The sequence below is a fragment of the Weissella soli genome, assembly GCF_001761545.1.
In the GTDB taxonomy this organism is placed as follows: Bacteria; Bacillota; Bacilli; order Lactobacillales; family Lactobacillaceae; genus Weissella; species Weissella soli.
This window is the reverse complement of record NZ_CP017326.1, coordinates 216,448-231,385: the sequence shown is the minus strand read 5'-3', so window position 1 is coordinate 231,385 and position 14,938 is coordinate 216,448. Positions and strand designations below refer to the sequence as shown.

Genomic DNA, 14,938 nt, shown 5'->3' with positions numbered 1-14,938 from the left:
ATTTTTAGAATGGATGGTTGACTGGTTCAAATTGAGATTGTTGGGCTTCATGCCGCTCTCGAGCCTGCTTTTGGGCAGCTACGCGCGCCACAGCATCGGCGATGAACACCTTTTGGGCATTGATGGGCTCTGTACTCCGCCGGTTTTGCTTCACCCAGTCATCATTACTTTGTAAGACGCGCGTTTTGACATTATCATGCCACATCGTATCAAACACATCGATGACTTGTTGGGCCAATGCTGGTTCCAAGATTGGAAACATTAGCTCGACCCGGCGCGAGAGGTTCCGGGTCATCAAGTCCGCTGATGATAAGAACACTTCCGCTTGGCCATCGATTTCAAAAATGTAAATCCGGCTATGCTCAAGCATCCGACCAACAATTGAATGGACGGCGATATTTTCGCTGACGCCAGGAATACCCGGCTTCAACATCGTAATCCCCCGAATCAACATGTCGACTGGCACCCCATCTTGGCTGGCGACAAAAATTTCATCGACCATTTCCTTGTCTGACAATGAATTAGCCTTGAAACGCACCTTCACATCATGACCTGCGCGCTTAGCTGCCCGAACCTGGTGTAACCGATCGATCAAGGCTTCGCGAATGCCATCTGGTGACATATAGAGTTGATTAAAGTAATCCGGGTCAGAATAACCCGTCAGGACATTAAAGACTGACGCGACGTCAATGCCCATTTCAGCATCTGTCGTCAACAAGCCCAAATCAGTATAAAAATTGGCCGTGACATCATTATAATTACCCGTGCCTAGGTGGACATAGCGCTTAATGTCATCCCCTTCACGCCGGACAACTAGTGCAACCTTCGCATGCACCTTCAACCCTTTCAGGCCATAAATCACGTGCACCCCTTGCCGTTCCAACTCTTGTGCCCAGTGCACATTATTTTCTTCATCAAACCGTGCTTTTACTTCGACCAGGACCGTCACCTGTTTACCAGCGTGGGCGGCGGCACTCAACGCAGCAATGATCGGCGAGTTACCGGATACCCGATAAAGCACCATTTTAATCGCTAAGACATTGGCGTCCTTGGCTGATTGCTGAATCAGGTTCACCACCGGCTTGAAACTATCATAGGGATGATGCAACAAAACATCGTGATCCGCAATGGTTTCAAAAATGCGTTCATCACTCAAACTTTCATCTAAGTATTGCGAATACTTCGGATAACGCGCGGTTGGATCACTACCAAACTTAACGAGCTTATTTAAAAAGTCTAAATCGATTGGCCCGTTGACGGCATAGACGCGACTCTCGGCCACATCCAAGACCCGCATCAAACGACCTAAAATGCGTTTTGGCATATTCTTTTCGTGGACCAGCCGAATCACGGCACCGCGTTCGCGTTCGAACAACTTCTGTTGCACTTCGACCAAGAGATTAGGACCTTCATCATCGGTCACATCTAATTCCATGTCACGTAAAATATGGAAGGCGGTGGCCGACTTGACCCTAAAGCCAGTGAACAAACCATCGATAAACAGACGAATCAAATCCTCTAATAGGATGTATTGACCAGCAAACTCCGGGATGGCAATCACCCGGGGCAAAATATCTGGAATGGGCACGATCGCCATCCGATCCTCGTTACCCTTGGCTAATGACACCACTAGGTTCAAGCTATCTGTCGCCAAAAATGGAAAGGGCCGAGTTTGGTCATCCGCCATCGGGGTGAGCACGGGGAAGACTGAGCTTTGGTAATAACCAGCCAATTCACTACGTTGTTCATCAGTAATTTGTTCAATCGAGACAATGTGTAACCCATGTTGTTCCAGGGCTGGCAAGATTGAGCGGTTCAAGACCTGATACTGTTCTTTAATTTGTTGACCCGCTAAATCTGAGACGAGCTTTAATTGCTCATGGGGTGATAAGCCCGACACATCTTGTTGTTCTTTGACATGCCGTAATTGATACAAGCTAGCCACTCGGACCTGAAACCACTCATCCATATTCGATTGGGTAATGGCTAAAAACTTGGCGCGCTCATATAGTGGGTTATTCTTATCGCGCGCTTCATCCAGCACCCGTTCATTAAAAGCTAACCAACTAACTTCCCGGTTCGTATAATACTCAGCTGTTAATGTTTTCATTATTGCAGCCCCTTTCGCTTTAAGATAATATCGCGACCAAAGACTTCGCGGAATAAATTAGCTTTATTCGCAAACGTCCACTGCTCAAGGTAAAGTTTTTCATGACTAAAACCAGTCACCACTACCCGGGCATCCTTGGTTGATACGGTAATTTTCTCGATTTTTTGCAAACGACTATCATCAAGGGCATCAGCTAAGCGCAACAAGGCGGTTAATTGGGCCACGATAATCCGTTCATGTTCATTTAATTGCTGCACCGCATGCATGCCTTCACCAGGAACCTCATGCGAATGGTAACGGGAAATAATGGCGACCATCTGGACTTCCACCGGTGATAAACCATCCATTTCGTCTGCTAAAATCACCATCTCAGAATATTCATAATGATGATACGTATTCAAATAAGAACCAACATCATGTACCAAAGCCGCTACTTGCAAAAGCAACCGTTCCCGTCCATGCAAGCCGTGTAAGGCCTTCAGTCGATCAAACAACTGTTCGGCAAATTTCAATACGGCCGCTTGGTGCTTGGGCTCAACCCCAAAACGCTGCCCCAATTCACGGGCATGCTCTAGAATTTCATGATTGTCTAATTGGCCAAGCTCTTCCAAAATCAAGCCATGCAACATGTGTTGATGTGACACACCGACTTTCTTGGTACGGGTCATGCGGGCGATTTCTTCCAGCAACAGCAGTTCTGGCATGACGGCATCAACCTGGCTGGCCGTTAACCGTAACTGATCCAACCAGCTTTGAGTAGGATCACCCAAAATTTCGTTATTTGCTGCAAAAAAACTCGTCACTGAAACGATCGGCTTTGCCAGAATTTGCTCCAATGCAAAGGAACCGCTGACCAATAACAAATCGGCGTCCTCAAATTTTGGCAACAAGGTGGTGTAATCGGCTAGTTTACTATGGATAAATTCACGTGTAATGCCCTTAATATCGACAATATCATCCGCCAGTTCATCTAATTCACTGGCTAATTTAACGGCGCCCAGATTGATGCTCCGTGAGAAGACTTGTTCATCCCCTTGATAATACCCCAGGGACAAACGCCCTGAGCTCAATGAAATTAGAAAAACATTCTTATTTTCACCCACCGGAAAGAGTGGTTCCGTGTAGCGCATCGAGATCTGGCGGTAATAAGCCTCTTGACTAGCACTCAACCACGTAATTTTGAGACCCGTGGCGGTTTGCAATTGTGCTAAGACATAAATGGCATTGTGGGCATTGGCTAAGGTCGTCGAACCAAAAACCTTAAACGCCTCAACGCCATAGTCTGCTAATAATTGTTTGAAGCCATTTAATAAATGACCCATGTTTTGAATTTGTTCTTGTGGGACAAAGCCCTCACTATATAACTCATCGCTCATAATAGTCGAACGATGGGCCCTTTCAAGCACTTTGCCTGATTTACGATTAATAATCTGCAAATCCAACGTGGTTGCCCCTACCAATATCAAGCCAAATAAAGGTTTTGTTGCCATGGTAAATTACTCCATTTCGCATATCTATTAATGTTAGTATACCATTGAAAACCGGAACATTTTTGGATGTATTTTGTAAAATCGTCTGGATATACAAAAAAAGCCTGCCACTTTGTGACAGACTGGAATAATTTCTATAATTAACTTGGTAAGGTAACAATGTAACCATGATTGCCAGCCGACCATTGACTAATGATACGGCTTTCATGAGCGTGAAATAAATCGCGCGTCCGGGTCCAAAGCTGTGGAGCTTGTGGATCATACTTCGCATATACGCCAACTTCTAAGATCACTTCATCAACTTTGAAAAGTTCATGCACCATCTTGTACATCCGTTGCATCATGCCATCATGGGCAACGACGTGCACAGGATTCTTGCGAGACCAGCCGAATGGCGCTAAGTCCATCACAGCAGCTAACACAACATCACGCGCACTCAGATAGCTAGTGTCTTGATTGTTGGCCCCATTTGTTAGCGGACCAACTGGTTGCAAGCGGTACATCAAGCTGATGTCATCGCCATACGTATCGTCAATGTATTTAAATAGTTCACCTTGTACCACAGCCACTGCATGTCCATTTTGGTGTAATGCGGTGACCACGGCTTCGGCCAGTGTCTTGTTTGCTTCGTCAGTAGACCACGCGAGTCCTAAATATATCGGGGCATCGTCGCTACTTGGTTTAATCATGATAAAAACTCCCTGTAAGTTCTCTGCTCTTTTCGTTTTTACAAGGTTTATTTTACCACAGATCAACTCTAATAAAACCCTTTAAAACGGCATAAACAAAACCTTTACAACTTTACCGGACGTTTATATCTTAAAAGAAATGATAACGTTTGATTACCGAACTAATTGTTGATTTCTTGAGCTAATATCCGTTCTGCTTCATAAAAGACACCATCAGCATTATTATCGAAGCTGGCAATTTGATAGCCCAGATCCATTAAACGTGCATCCCCATTGGGCATCACAAAGACCTGACCGGCTAGTTGCATCATTTCAACGTCGTTCATGCCATCGCCAAAGACCGTTAAGTCTTCCGGAGCGATGGCCAGCTTCGTCAGCAACTTTTCTAAACCACTGGCCTTGTTGACACCTTTAGCGAGTACATCCAAAGCACCCATCCCCGAAGTTGTGGCATGCACAATCTCACCAAGGGTTGCATTCACATATTCTCCGACCTGTTCACTGGCTTGTTCACCAAAGTTGGCGGTCACGCTAGTCACTGCTTCTTCAATATCTAATAGATGATCCACCCAGATAATGGGACCAAAGGACGCTTCGAGTAAAGCCATTGAGCCACTATCACGTTCGCCAAAACCAGCAATACCATAGAAATGGTTATCAGAAAAAGCCAGCACACTATCCGTTGGGTGAAATTTCTGAATGATTGCCTGCAAGCCGCCCAAGGCCGTTTGCGATAGATAGGCAGCTACTGACTGACTGTCAAACCGTGCCCGCATCACCGCCCCATTATTAACAACCAGGTTCAAGCGATCCAGGTAGTTGGCAAAAAGGTGATCAATCAGCTTTTCTTCACGCCCAGTCGCCAAGATAAACTCATGCCCCTGGTCTAACCACTGATTTAAAAAGGTTTCAAATCGTGCTTCATCAAATGATTGGTCACTATGTAAAAAGGTGCCATCGAGATCGACTGCAATTGCTTTTTTTACCATTTTTAAAGTCCTTTCGCACGGCATAACTTTGAACTAAACATCCTGTTAACTTAATGATACCATCTTGCTGCGATAAAAAAATACCCATATCCGCCACAGAACTAACTGACTGCTAGTCCTATGGCGGATATGGGTAAATTTATAGGTGGCTCGTACTAATATACGATCACCATTATTTTTCAGTTAGGCTCCGCTGAAACTGTCGCAACAACTCTTGCTTTGAGAGAATGTGAAATTCCGTGGCCTTTGCCAATTCATCACTAGATGTATGAGACAATAAGATTTTCAGGACATATCTGTGCTTGATAGTGATGCAACTGCTTTATCTTCTAAAATGTTTTCTAAGAGCAGACAGCCCACAAATTAGTTAGATTAAAGCCAATTAAAGGGACGATTCACCCAAATTAAAGACAATTCTATAGCTAAGTTAATACTTAGATTATTTTAATATATGAACTGAGTAAATTTACAAATTCATTTTAGACATAGTCATTTCCAAGAACTCTGAAATCTTATTAATTAATTTATTGATCCCTAGAAATTCGAATATCTTTGCTCTTACAAAATTTATTAAAATAAAAATTGTAAAAAATAATAATGAACATAGAAGTACAATTACTAGCGTAAGTATAGGGTAATGATCAATTGTAATATTTTTGAATAGATCTTTCAAAAAATAGCCATAGAACACAACTGAGGTATCCAAAATATAAACCCCAAAGGACAAAGGTGACACAAACCTCAAAATCTTTTGAATCACAACATTGTCTACTTTAATTCTGCTAATCAAAATAAATAGTGCTAACGACTCTACTATCACTAGTGGCGAGGTATAAGCTGCAAAACGAATTGCATGTGACTTAAGAATAAATTCGGCTGCAAGAGATGAAAGTGATGCCAAAATGACTACGAATACTAAAATATTACTTTTAATTTTTGAAATTTCCAGACTATATTCCCTTATTAAAATGCCTGTAATAAATAAAATGATAATCCATTCTGTTGAATATCCAATTTGTAGTACTTTGGTATCAGTGAAACCCACCGTCCCAGAGAATACTAACAATACAAGGCAAATCTTTAATAATGTATTCTTGCTGATGACTTTTATTCCGCGCCTTAATAAAGGCTCGATTATGACAAATCCGACATATGCGTTAAAATACCAAAAAACGCCGCCTGATAGAGGAAAAAATGACTTTAATATATCCAGTTTAGACGGAATGCCAATAAAACCCATATATAGCACCAAAGCCAGTACCGACAACGCCCAAACTTCAAAGTACAACCCAACTACCCGTTTTAGTTTGCTACCTTTTCCAAAGTAGAGATACCCTGTGATTAACGCAAAGAGATTTACGGCAACTATAGAAATATTAAATAATTCGTAACTGGATAAAAATCCTAGAGTTGAGATTGTATTTTTCAGTACCCCACCTTGATTTAAATTATGAATAACAACAACCATGAACATTGCAAGAACGCGAGCAACGTCAATCCCATAATTTCTCTTCACTTATCTTCTCCTTTTACATAGACAAATTATTAGCTAATGTTACTACCACTCCAACAGAGAAAATTTATACTTATCTAAATAGAATTCCTGACTAACGATCCATCTTCATAGTGTAGGCAAATTTATAAATGGTGCATAACACTAATATACAATCACCATTATTTTTTAGTTAGGGTCATCTGAAACTGATGCAAGGCTTCCTGCCATGAAGGAATCACAAAGCCCGTCGCTTTAGCCTTGGCTAAGCTCATGACTGAATGCTTCGGACGGTAGGCCTTTTGCGGGAATTCCGCACTGGTCACCGGCGCCACTTCAACGGCCACATCTTTTAGAATTTCTTTGGCAAAATCAAACCAGGTCGCCATCTCATCATTTGACAAATGATAGAAACCGTACTCAGCATCCACCGCCACCAGGTGCAACATGAACTCTGCCAATGTGCGTGTCCAGGTTGGTCGGCCAAGTTGGTCGTTAACGACCGTGAGTTTTGGATGACTCGTCGCTAGCCGTTGCATCGTGTAAACAAAATTATTACCAAACTCGCCAAATACCCAACTAGTCCGCACGATGTAGGCATCGGCACCACTTTCGGTAACGGCTAATTCACCGGCTAATTTGGCGCGTCCGTAGGCATTTTGGGGATTCACTGCATCAGTCTCCTGATACTCACCATCGTTCAAACCATCAAAGACATAGTCCGTTGACACCGCGACTAGTTTGGCCCCATATTGCTTAGCTGCATCAGCAATATTCTTCATGCCCTCAACGTTGACTTGCCAATTGATCGCGCGTCCTTCATCTTCGGCTAAATCAACCTTGGTATACGCAGCCGCGTGCAAGACAACATCTGGTTGTTCGGCTGCAAAGACAGCCATTACCGCCGTACGATCAGTAATATCTAACTGATGCGAATCAAACGCCACAAATGAAAGCTCACGTTCTTGTAACAGCTTTTGCAATTCCTGACCTAATTGGCCATGGGCCCCTGTAACTAAATATTTCATGCTTCCTCCGAAAAAAGTCAGCTTGCGCTGACTTTTTGATTATTGATTATTCTGTGCGTACTTTGCTTCAACTGCAGTTTTTTCCGCTGCCCACCATGATTGATGATCTTCATACCACTTGATTGTGTCTGCCAAGCCAGTCGCAAAGTCAGTGTACTTTGGTTCCCAACCAAGCTCTTCACGAATCTTGGTGGCATCAATCGCATAACGCAAATCATGTCCAGAACGATCTTGCACAAAGTCAAAGTCATTTTCATCTTTGCCCATGTCCTTTAAGATGGCATGGAGCACGCTGAGATTGTCTTTTTCGCCATCGGCACCCACTAGGTAGGTTTCACCGATCTTACCCTTGGTTAAAATAGCCCAAACCGCGGTGGCGTGATCATAAGTATGAATCCAATCACGGACATTTTTACCAGAACCGTATAACTTAGGCTTAATCCCTGAAATAATATTAGTTACTTGACGCGGAATGAACTTCTCAATGTGTTGGTAGGGACCGTAATTGTTTGAAGTGTTTGAGATCGTTGCTTGCAAACCGAAAGAACGCACCCAAGCACGAACCAACAAATCAGAACCAGCTTTCGTTGATGAATATGGGCTTGAAGGACGGTATTGTGATTCAGCGGTGAACTTCTCACCAACCCCTTCACCATGCCCTGGCAAATCCTCACGTAATGGCAAGTCACCGTAAACTTCATCCGTCGAAACATGATGGAAGCGCTTGTTATACTTACGCGCGGCTTCAATCAATGTGTACGTTCCAATGATATTCGTTTGTAGAAATGGTGAGGGATCTTTTAATGAATTGTCATTGTGGCTTTCTGCAGCATAGTGGATGACGGCATCTGTCTCAGATACTAACTTATCCACTAATGGTGCATCAGCGATATCACCCACAACTAACTTCACACGATCCGCTGGTAAACCAGCCAAGTTTTCCTTGTTACCCGCGTACGTTAACTTATCAAGCACTGTCACGAACACGTCGGGGTGTTCAGCGACAATATAACGGACAAAGTTGGCCCCGATAAAGCCGGCCCCACCGGTTACTAAAATGTTTTTATATTCAGTCATTAATTTTCTCCCAATTACAGTTGCTCTGGCTGCAGTGGCTGCACATCCTTTAAGAGGGGATGTTGCTTGTCCGCTTCACTAACTTCAGCATGCTCGACGTCATCCCATGTAATCCCGAGGGCGGGATCAGCATAATTGACGAAAGCATACTTAGGCTTTAACTCTAATGCCCAGTAGTCGTTCACCAGATAAGAGTATGACACCGTGTCACTCAAAACTTGAAAGCCGTTAGCCACACCACGGGGCACATAGATCCCCTTGCTGGCGTCAATGATTGTCTGGTAGACGTGCCCGAATGAATCTCCTGCGCGTAGGTCAACCCAGGCACCAAGGACGCGGCCATTGTCAGCGACAGAAATGTACTTGTCCCATGGCTCAGCATGTAGGCCCCGCAAGACACCTTGTCGTGATAGGGAAACGTTATTCTGTAGTTTGTCTGCTGCGAAGAAGGATTCTGGGAAACCGAGTGGCAGCATCTTTTCTTTTTGGAAGTTTTCCTTAAACCAACCACGATTGTCCCCGTGGACCGGAATGTCAAATTCAATCAATCCGGGGATGGCTTCAATTGGGCGGGCCGCCAATTCTTTTTCAAAAAATGTATCAGTCATCTTGCTTATCCTTCCTCTGCAACAATGCGTAGCAAATATTGTCCATAATCATTCTTTTTCAATGGTTGCGCCAATTTTGCTAGTTGATCAAGGTCGATATACCCCATCCGATAGGCAATTTCTTCCAGTGAGGCCACCTTCAAATTTTGTTGCTTCTGAATGGTTGCGATGAATGATGACGCCTCTAACAAAGAATCATGCGTGCCAGTATCTAGCCACGCATAACCACGTCCCATGACTTGAACATCCAAATCACCACGATCTAAGTACGCTTGGTTAATATCAGAAATTTCAATTTCGCCACGTGCAGATGGCTTGACGTTAGCTGCGATTTCAACAACATCATTATCATAGAAGTAAAGTCCAGTCACAGCGTAATTAGACTTTGGTTCGGCTGGCTTTTCAACGATCGATAATGCTTTACCATTTTCGTCAAATTCAACCACCCCAAACCGTTCAGGATCCTTAACTTGATAGCCAAAGACCGTTGCCCCAGATGTCTTCGCCGCAGCAGCTTGTAGTTGCTTTGAGAGGCCAGCGCCATAGAAGATGTTATCTCCAAGAACTAGTGCGACAGTGTCTTGACCAATAAAGTCAGCACCCACAATGAAGGCATCCGCTAAACCACGAGGCTCTTCTTGGATAGCATACTGAATTTCTAATCCCAGTTCATGCCCATCACCAAACAGTGCTTCAAACTGATCAATGTACTCAGGCGTTGAAATCAACAAAATATCCTTAATCCCCGCCAACATCAACACTGACAATGGATAATAAATCATTGGTTTGTCATAGATAGGGACCAGTTGCTTACTGGTGGCCTTAGTTATTGGATAAAGACGCGTACCGGATCCTCCGGCTAAGATAATGCCCTTCATTTTTGCGTATTCCTCTCTACTTAAGATACACTATTTATATGCACAATATTGTAGTTAAATTTTTCATTGATTAAGCCCATTGCCTTGTAATTTCAATGGCCCTGTTTATTTAAATGATTGCATACTCAATTTAAAACAGTTGTATAGTTAGTCGGAAACTAAAATTTATTAAATTATAGTTTTACATTGTTTTAATATTTTTAATGGCCTTACTAATATCATTTTTTTTCATCAATAAATACAAAATGAGAATAACAATATACCCGACCATGGCTTCAAATATTGGCAAATACCATGCTAATACGATGAATACTACTACCATCACTGTCTCCGAAAACATTTCTGACGAAAATTTGACGTGTAATCTATTTTTAAGATATAGTTCAGATATAGTACTTCGGATTGCCATAACAATAATAATAACAAACACTGTGGTGGTTAGATTATGTAACACAAAGACTGAAATAACTGTCAAAATGGAACTTATTACTAAGGTGGTAATATTAATGAATAGCAGCTGACGCTCCATACGAAGTACCTTCATGAAGGTATTGGATAGTATTTCAAACTTTGATTGATATGTGATCATTGGAAATAAAATTGACATATATATTAAGGTAGAGCCATATTTTGGTAACCAAAGTGGAATAAAATAGCTTATAGGAAAATAAATCAACATGCCAGTCAACACAATGGGCATTAGCAAATCCCGAATCATTGAATATATATCATTTATTTTGGTTAAGCTAATTCTTTTTAATTTTGGGAAAATCACTATGCTGATTGCATTAATAAAAACCATGAGCAAATTAGAAATAGACAGCGTTAATGACACCTTTCCAAACGTTTCTACTCCCCACCCTTGTTGAATTCCAATTCGCACAATACCAACGATCAACATTGAAGCAGCGTTTGCAACTAACAATTGGCTTCCAACACTTATGTTGTCCCATGCTTCTTTCCAAGACCAAAAAAATTTAAAATTATCTTTGTTGATAAATAGATCTTTTAAGGCAACTAGTCCATAGATCATCGCCACAAGATTACCAAAGATGAACGCTGCTATAAGAACCTGAAAGTTCCGAAAGTTAAAAATTAGCAATAATACTACAGAAAAGAAATAGATCATATTTGATAAAATCGTAAGTACACTGTATTCACTAATTCTATTAGTCATCTGCAGGACAAACTTAAAAAAAGATTGCGCAATAGAGATCAACAAATACACTGATAATGAATTTAATAAGAAACGATCATGTCCATTATTTATAAACAGATTCCCAAAAAAGATAATCAGTATCGCAAGTTCGTTTAAGGCTTTTTTTACACTTACTGAAAAGAAGGGTTTTAGAATCGTCATGATCCTAAAACCCTTCTTTAATTTTCGTCGCTAACTTGTCGTTCATGCACCGACCTTTATGTGTTTACTGTTCCTTGAAATATCTCACCCGTGACGTGAAGTCAGCTGGTTGGATTGGTGCATTATAGAAACCGATTTGCATCAATTCATCCCCACCAAACGTTGCTCCGGTGGCCGCATCAACATACGTTTTTTCAGGATCCAGATGACCCAGTTGCACCGTGTGGAAAGATGGTTGGCCAGTAGACAATACCCGATACTCAAACAGCATGGTTTCCGACTTATCAGCGCTCACGAACTGCCAAGCAACTTCATTACCCGCGAATGGTGAATTGATACGGTAAAAATCACCATATTGAATCAATTCGCGGTGTGCTTTATAGAAGGCGATTTGCTCACGCACTTGCGCCTTTTCCGCTGCTGACAACTGGCTCAAGTCAAGCTCATAACCCAATACGCCGGCCATCGCCACATCACCACGCATGGCCAAACTAGTTGCCCGCCCCGTTTGATGGTTGGGTGAGGCTGACACGTGAGCTGTCATGCTTGAAACAGGGTAAGCCAATGACGTGCCATATTGGATATTGAGGCGTTCCACGGGATCCGTATTATCAGACGTCCATGACTGTGGGAAATAGTACAACATCCCCGCATCAAAGCGGCCACCCCCGCCTGAACAACCTTCAAAGAGGATGTCTGGGTAGTTAGCCGTCAAACGTTCTGCCAGTTGGTAGACGCCCAGCATATAACGATGAGCAATCTCACCCTGTTGGTCTGCCGGCAAGGCGACTGAATACAGCTCCGTAAGATGCCGATTCATGTCCCACTTAATATAATCAATCGGCACTTCATCCAGAACAGCTGCAATTTGGTCATAAATGGCATCAACAACCTCTGGCCGTGAGAAATCTAAGACATGTTGATCACGGCTAGGCGTCATCCCACGATTTGGCACTTGGAGCGCATAGTCCGGATGCGCACGATAGAGATCCGAATCCTTTGAGACCATTTCCGGTTCAATCCAAAGTCCGAATTGCATTTCATGGTCATGCACGCGCTGCGCCAAGCCAGTCAACCCACCACCAGTTTTTAATTTATCAGTATATTCATACCAATCACCTAGTGAACTATCATCGGCATCGCGATGACCAAACCAACCATCATCGAGCACAAACATCTCAATACCTAATGGCGCCGCTTGCTCCAAAATGTCATCCAGCTTATCGGCGTCAAAATCAAAGTACGTTGCTTCCCAATTATTAATCACAATGGGCCGCGGTGCGTATTGGAAGCGCCCACGGGCTACGCGTTCACGTAACAGATGATGGTAGGCTTGCGACATACCATTTATGCCTTCATCAGAGTACACTAACAAGGCTTCTGGTGCTTGGAAGACGTCCCCCGCTGCTAATTGCCAGCTAAAGCCTTGTTCGTTAATCCCTGCCAGCACGCGTACTTGGTCGGTATAATCTTTTTCCAAGGTAAATTGGTGATTACCAGAATAAACCAACTGCACCCCAATCGCGGTTCCTTGCTCTTCCGTTGTTTCCGGTGCTACCAAGGCAACGAACGGATTCATGTGGTGTGAGCTGGTACCACGATGACTCGCAAATTCAGTCACCCCGTGCCGTAGGGCTTGGCGTTCAATTTGGCGTTCGCGCAAATGCGCTCCCGGCAATGAAATAACTTCAATTTGATCTTGAATCACATCCAATTGAACTGAGGCCAGCTTTTCAATAGTCAAATGTTGTGACCCTTGGTTAATCAATTTGACTGACCGCGCAATGACTGGGCGCTCGGCATAAATGGTGTAAGTAAGTTCCAGCTCAGCAGCTAGCGTCTCATCCACTAAATGAACGACCAGTGTTTTAGCTTCATCTGGCGCTAGTACATAGGCATGAGGCAAGCCATCTAAATCAGGCTTACCCGCGATAATTTCATGTGAGACATACCGGAAATCAGTGGCCTCAGCCCCATTTTCCGCGCGGACAATTACAGCTGGTTGCCGAAAATCGCCCGTATCAAAGCCCGAAAACTCTTGCCGTAACGTGTCTTTTGAATAACCACGGTCGACTTCACCCGGCTCACCCGGCAAATTTGGTGAGAAGCCCCGATCTAGACGCGGATAACGGCGTTGATCATGATAGGCCGTAACCTTCTTACCAAAGTACAGGTGACTTAAAATGGCACCCGTTTCAACTTGAAAAACATATGAAATCAAATCATTTTGGAGATGAAAAACTCCCGTATCGTCATCAAAAAAAATTCTTGCACTAGCCATTGGTAACCTCCAGGAAACGTTTACTAAATTACAACCATAGTTTAGCATTACTTTACTAAAATGTAAACGCTTACTACCCTTGTGTCAGTGTGTTGTTTAATGAGTAAACCAGATGGAAGTGGCGAAGCAATATCAAAGAATTAACCTTCGTTAGACCACCAGTTTGACCAGTACCGTGGCGGCAACATCCAGCCAAAATATTATCATTAGTGCCAGGGTGATTTTAAAAGTAAACTTGCTGATGGCCACGACCGTTAGCATCAGCGCTGCCAAAAGATTGGGGAACACGATCATCGCGGATAGGTAAGCGCCCCTTGTGCTTAACAACATTAAAACGATACCCACCGCTGTTGCTACGACTTTCCAAAGGGCGATATCATATGCAAAATGAAAATCCTGTTCAAAGAAGATGTCTGTTAACAACTGGCCAATTTTATATTCAATAAATGTAATACTCACCGTAGCCAGCGAACCGATAACTGACATCATCAAAATTTCCAGCCAACTACTCTGCACAACCGTATGGCCATTGGCTAAATCAGCATGGCAACGCGTGATTAACAAATAGGTGAACACAATACCCACGTTGATATAGATGAACCAGATACTAATTCGTTGTGATTTTTCATTATTCATAAATATGCCCCCATCGAGCAATAGTTTGTGCTGTTACACCCATTTGTGCATGATTTACAGAGGTTAGAATGCGCTGTGATTGCACACGACGCAACTCCGCTTGTCCGATTAGCTACATCTAAGTGCAGCTACTTTCCCTCAGATATATCATAAATTTGTGAATAAAAATCGAAAGTTTAGCCTCAAAACATGAGGTTATTGAGATTGCGTGTATTAAATTTGTAAAGAACTAAACGCACGAAAAAAAGCACCAGCAAAATGCTGGTGCTTTTTTGAGAGATGCGTGACCCCAAAGATGAT

General features: G+C 42.9%; 12 protein-coding genes. All 12 read right to left on the bottom strand.

Annotation, left to right across the window (positions count from 1 at the left end; all coding sequences use genetic code 11):
• Window positions 1–4: 4 nt before the first annotated feature.
• Window positions 5–2,110: an RNA degradosome polyphosphate kinase gene (locus tag WSWS_RS01130; RefSeq protein ID WP_070229543.1), complete on the bottom strand. Its 2,106-nt coding sequence runs from the start codon at window positions 2,108–2,110 to the stop codon at window positions 5–7.
• Complete coding sequence (locus WSWS_RS01125; protein ID WP_070229542.1) at window positions 2,110–3,600, bottom strand: Ppx/GppA phosphatase family protein; 1,491 nt, start codon at window positions 3,598–3,600, stop codon at window positions 2,110–2,112. The genes WSWS_RS01130 and WSWS_RS01125 overlap by 1 nt, the downstream gene beginning before the upstream one ends.
• Window positions 3,601–3,740: 140 nt before the next feature.
• Window positions 3,741–4,289 carry a hypothetical protein gene (locus WSWS_RS01120; protein WP_070229541.1) on the bottom strand — a complete coding sequence of 183 codons (549 nt, stop codon included), beginning with the start codon at window positions 4,287–4,289 and terminating at the stop codon, window positions 3,741–3,743.
• 161 nt (window positions 4,290–4,450) lie between these two features.
• Entirely contained in the window at window positions 4,451–5,278 is an 828-nt protein-coding gene (locus WSWS_RS01115; RefSeq protein WP_070229540.1) for an HAD hydrolase family protein, read from the bottom strand.
• A gap of 466 nt (window positions 5,279–5,744) precedes the next feature.
• Window positions 5,745–6,794: an acyltransferase gene (locus WSWS_RS01110; protein WP_070229539.1), complete on the bottom strand. Its 1,050-nt coding sequence runs from the start codon at window positions 6,792–6,794 to the stop codon at window positions 5,745–5,747.
• Window positions 6,795–6,952: 158 nt separating this feature from the next.
• Window positions 6,953–7,798 (bottom strand): dTDP-4-dehydrorhamnose reductase, encoded by an 846-nt coding sequence (rfbD, locus tag WSWS_RS01105; protein WP_070229538.1) that lies wholly within the window; start codon window positions 7,796–7,798, stop codon window positions 6,953–6,955.
• Between the two features lie 39 nt (window positions 7,799–7,837).
• A complete protein-coding gene (gene rfbB / locus WSWS_RS01100; protein WP_070229537.1) occupies window positions 7,838–8,875 on the bottom strand; it encodes a dTDP-glucose 4,6-dehydratase in 1,038 nt (345 codons plus the stop codon).
• Between the two features lie 14 nt (window positions 8,876–8,889).
• Window positions 8,890–9,483 carry a dTDP-4-dehydrorhamnose 3,5-epimerase family protein gene (locus WSWS_RS01095; protein ID WP_070229536.1) on the bottom strand — a complete coding sequence of 198 codons (594 nt, stop codon included), beginning with the start codon at window positions 9,481–9,483 and terminating at the stop codon, window positions 8,890–8,892.
• A 5-nt stretch (window positions 9,484–9,488) separates the two neighbouring features.
• Complete coding sequence (rfbA, locus tag WSWS_RS01090) at window positions 9,489–10,361, bottom strand: glucose-1-phosphate thymidylyltransferase RfbA (RefSeq protein ID WP_070229535.1); 873 nt, start codon at window positions 10,359–10,361, stop codon at window positions 9,489–9,491.
• A gap of 181 nt (window positions 10,362–10,542) precedes the next feature.
• Window positions 10,543–11,721, bottom strand: a complete 1,179-nt coding sequence (locus WSWS_RS01085; protein WP_070229534.1) for an MATE family efflux transporter — start codon at window positions 11,719–11,721, stop codon at window positions 10,543–10,545.
• Window positions 11,722–11,785: 64 nt separating this feature from the next.
• Window positions 11,786–14,002, bottom strand: a complete 2,217-nt coding sequence (locus WSWS_RS01080; protein WP_070229533.1) for an alpha-galactosidase — start codon at window positions 14,000–14,002, stop codon at window positions 11,786–11,788.
• A gap of 150 nt (window positions 14,003–14,152) precedes the next feature.
• Window positions 14,153–14,638, bottom strand: a complete 486-nt coding sequence (locus tag WSWS_RS01075; protein WP_070229532.1) for a hypothetical protein — start codon at window positions 14,636–14,638, stop codon at window positions 14,153–14,155.
• Between the last annotated feature and the right edge of the window lie 300 nt (window positions 14,639–14,938).

Bases quoted from the DNA above. Each gene is read 5' to 3' on its own strand.
- WSWS_RS01130 (WP_070229543.1), bottom strand. From the start codon at position 2,110: ATGAAAACATTAACAGCTGAGTATTATACGAACCGGGAAGTTAGTTGG.
- WSWS_RS01125 (WP_070229542.1), bottom strand. From the start codon at position 3,600: ATGGCAACAAAACCTTTATTTGGCTTGATATTGGTAGGGGCAACCACG.
- WSWS_RS01120 (WP_070229541.1), bottom strand. From the start codon at position 4,289: ATGATTAAACCAAGTAGCGACGATGCCCCGATATATTTAGGACTCGCG.
- WSWS_RS01115 (WP_070229540.1), bottom strand. From the start codon at position 5,278: ATGGTAAAAAAAGCAATTGCAGTCGATCTCGATGGCACCTTTTTACAT.
- rfbD (WP_070229538.1), bottom strand. From the start codon at position 7,798: ATGAAATATTTAGTTACAGGGGCCCATGGCCAATTAGGTCAGGAATTG.
- rfbB (WP_070229537.1), bottom strand. From the start codon at position 8,875: ATGACTGAATATAAAAACATTTTAGTAACCGGTGGGGCCGGCTTTATC.
- WSWS_RS01095 (WP_070229536.1), bottom strand. From the start codon at position 9,483: ATGACTGATACATTTTTTGAAAAAGAATTGGCGGCCCGCCCAATTGAA.
- rfbA (WP_070229535.1), bottom strand. From the start codon at position 10,361: ATGAAGGGCATTATCTTAGCCGGAGGATCCGGTACGCGTCTTTATCCA.
- WSWS_RS01085 (WP_070229534.1), bottom strand. From the start codon at position 11,721: ATGACGATTCTAAAACCCTTCTTTTCAGTAAGTGTAAAAAAAGCCTTA.
- WSWS_RS01080 (WP_070229533.1), bottom strand. From the start codon at position 14,002: ATGGCTAGTGCAAGAATTTTTTTTGATGACGATACGGGAGTTTTTCAT.
- WSWS_RS01075 (WP_070229532.1), bottom strand. From the start codon at position 14,638: ATGAATAATGAAAAATCACAACGAATTAGTATCTGGTTCATCTATATC.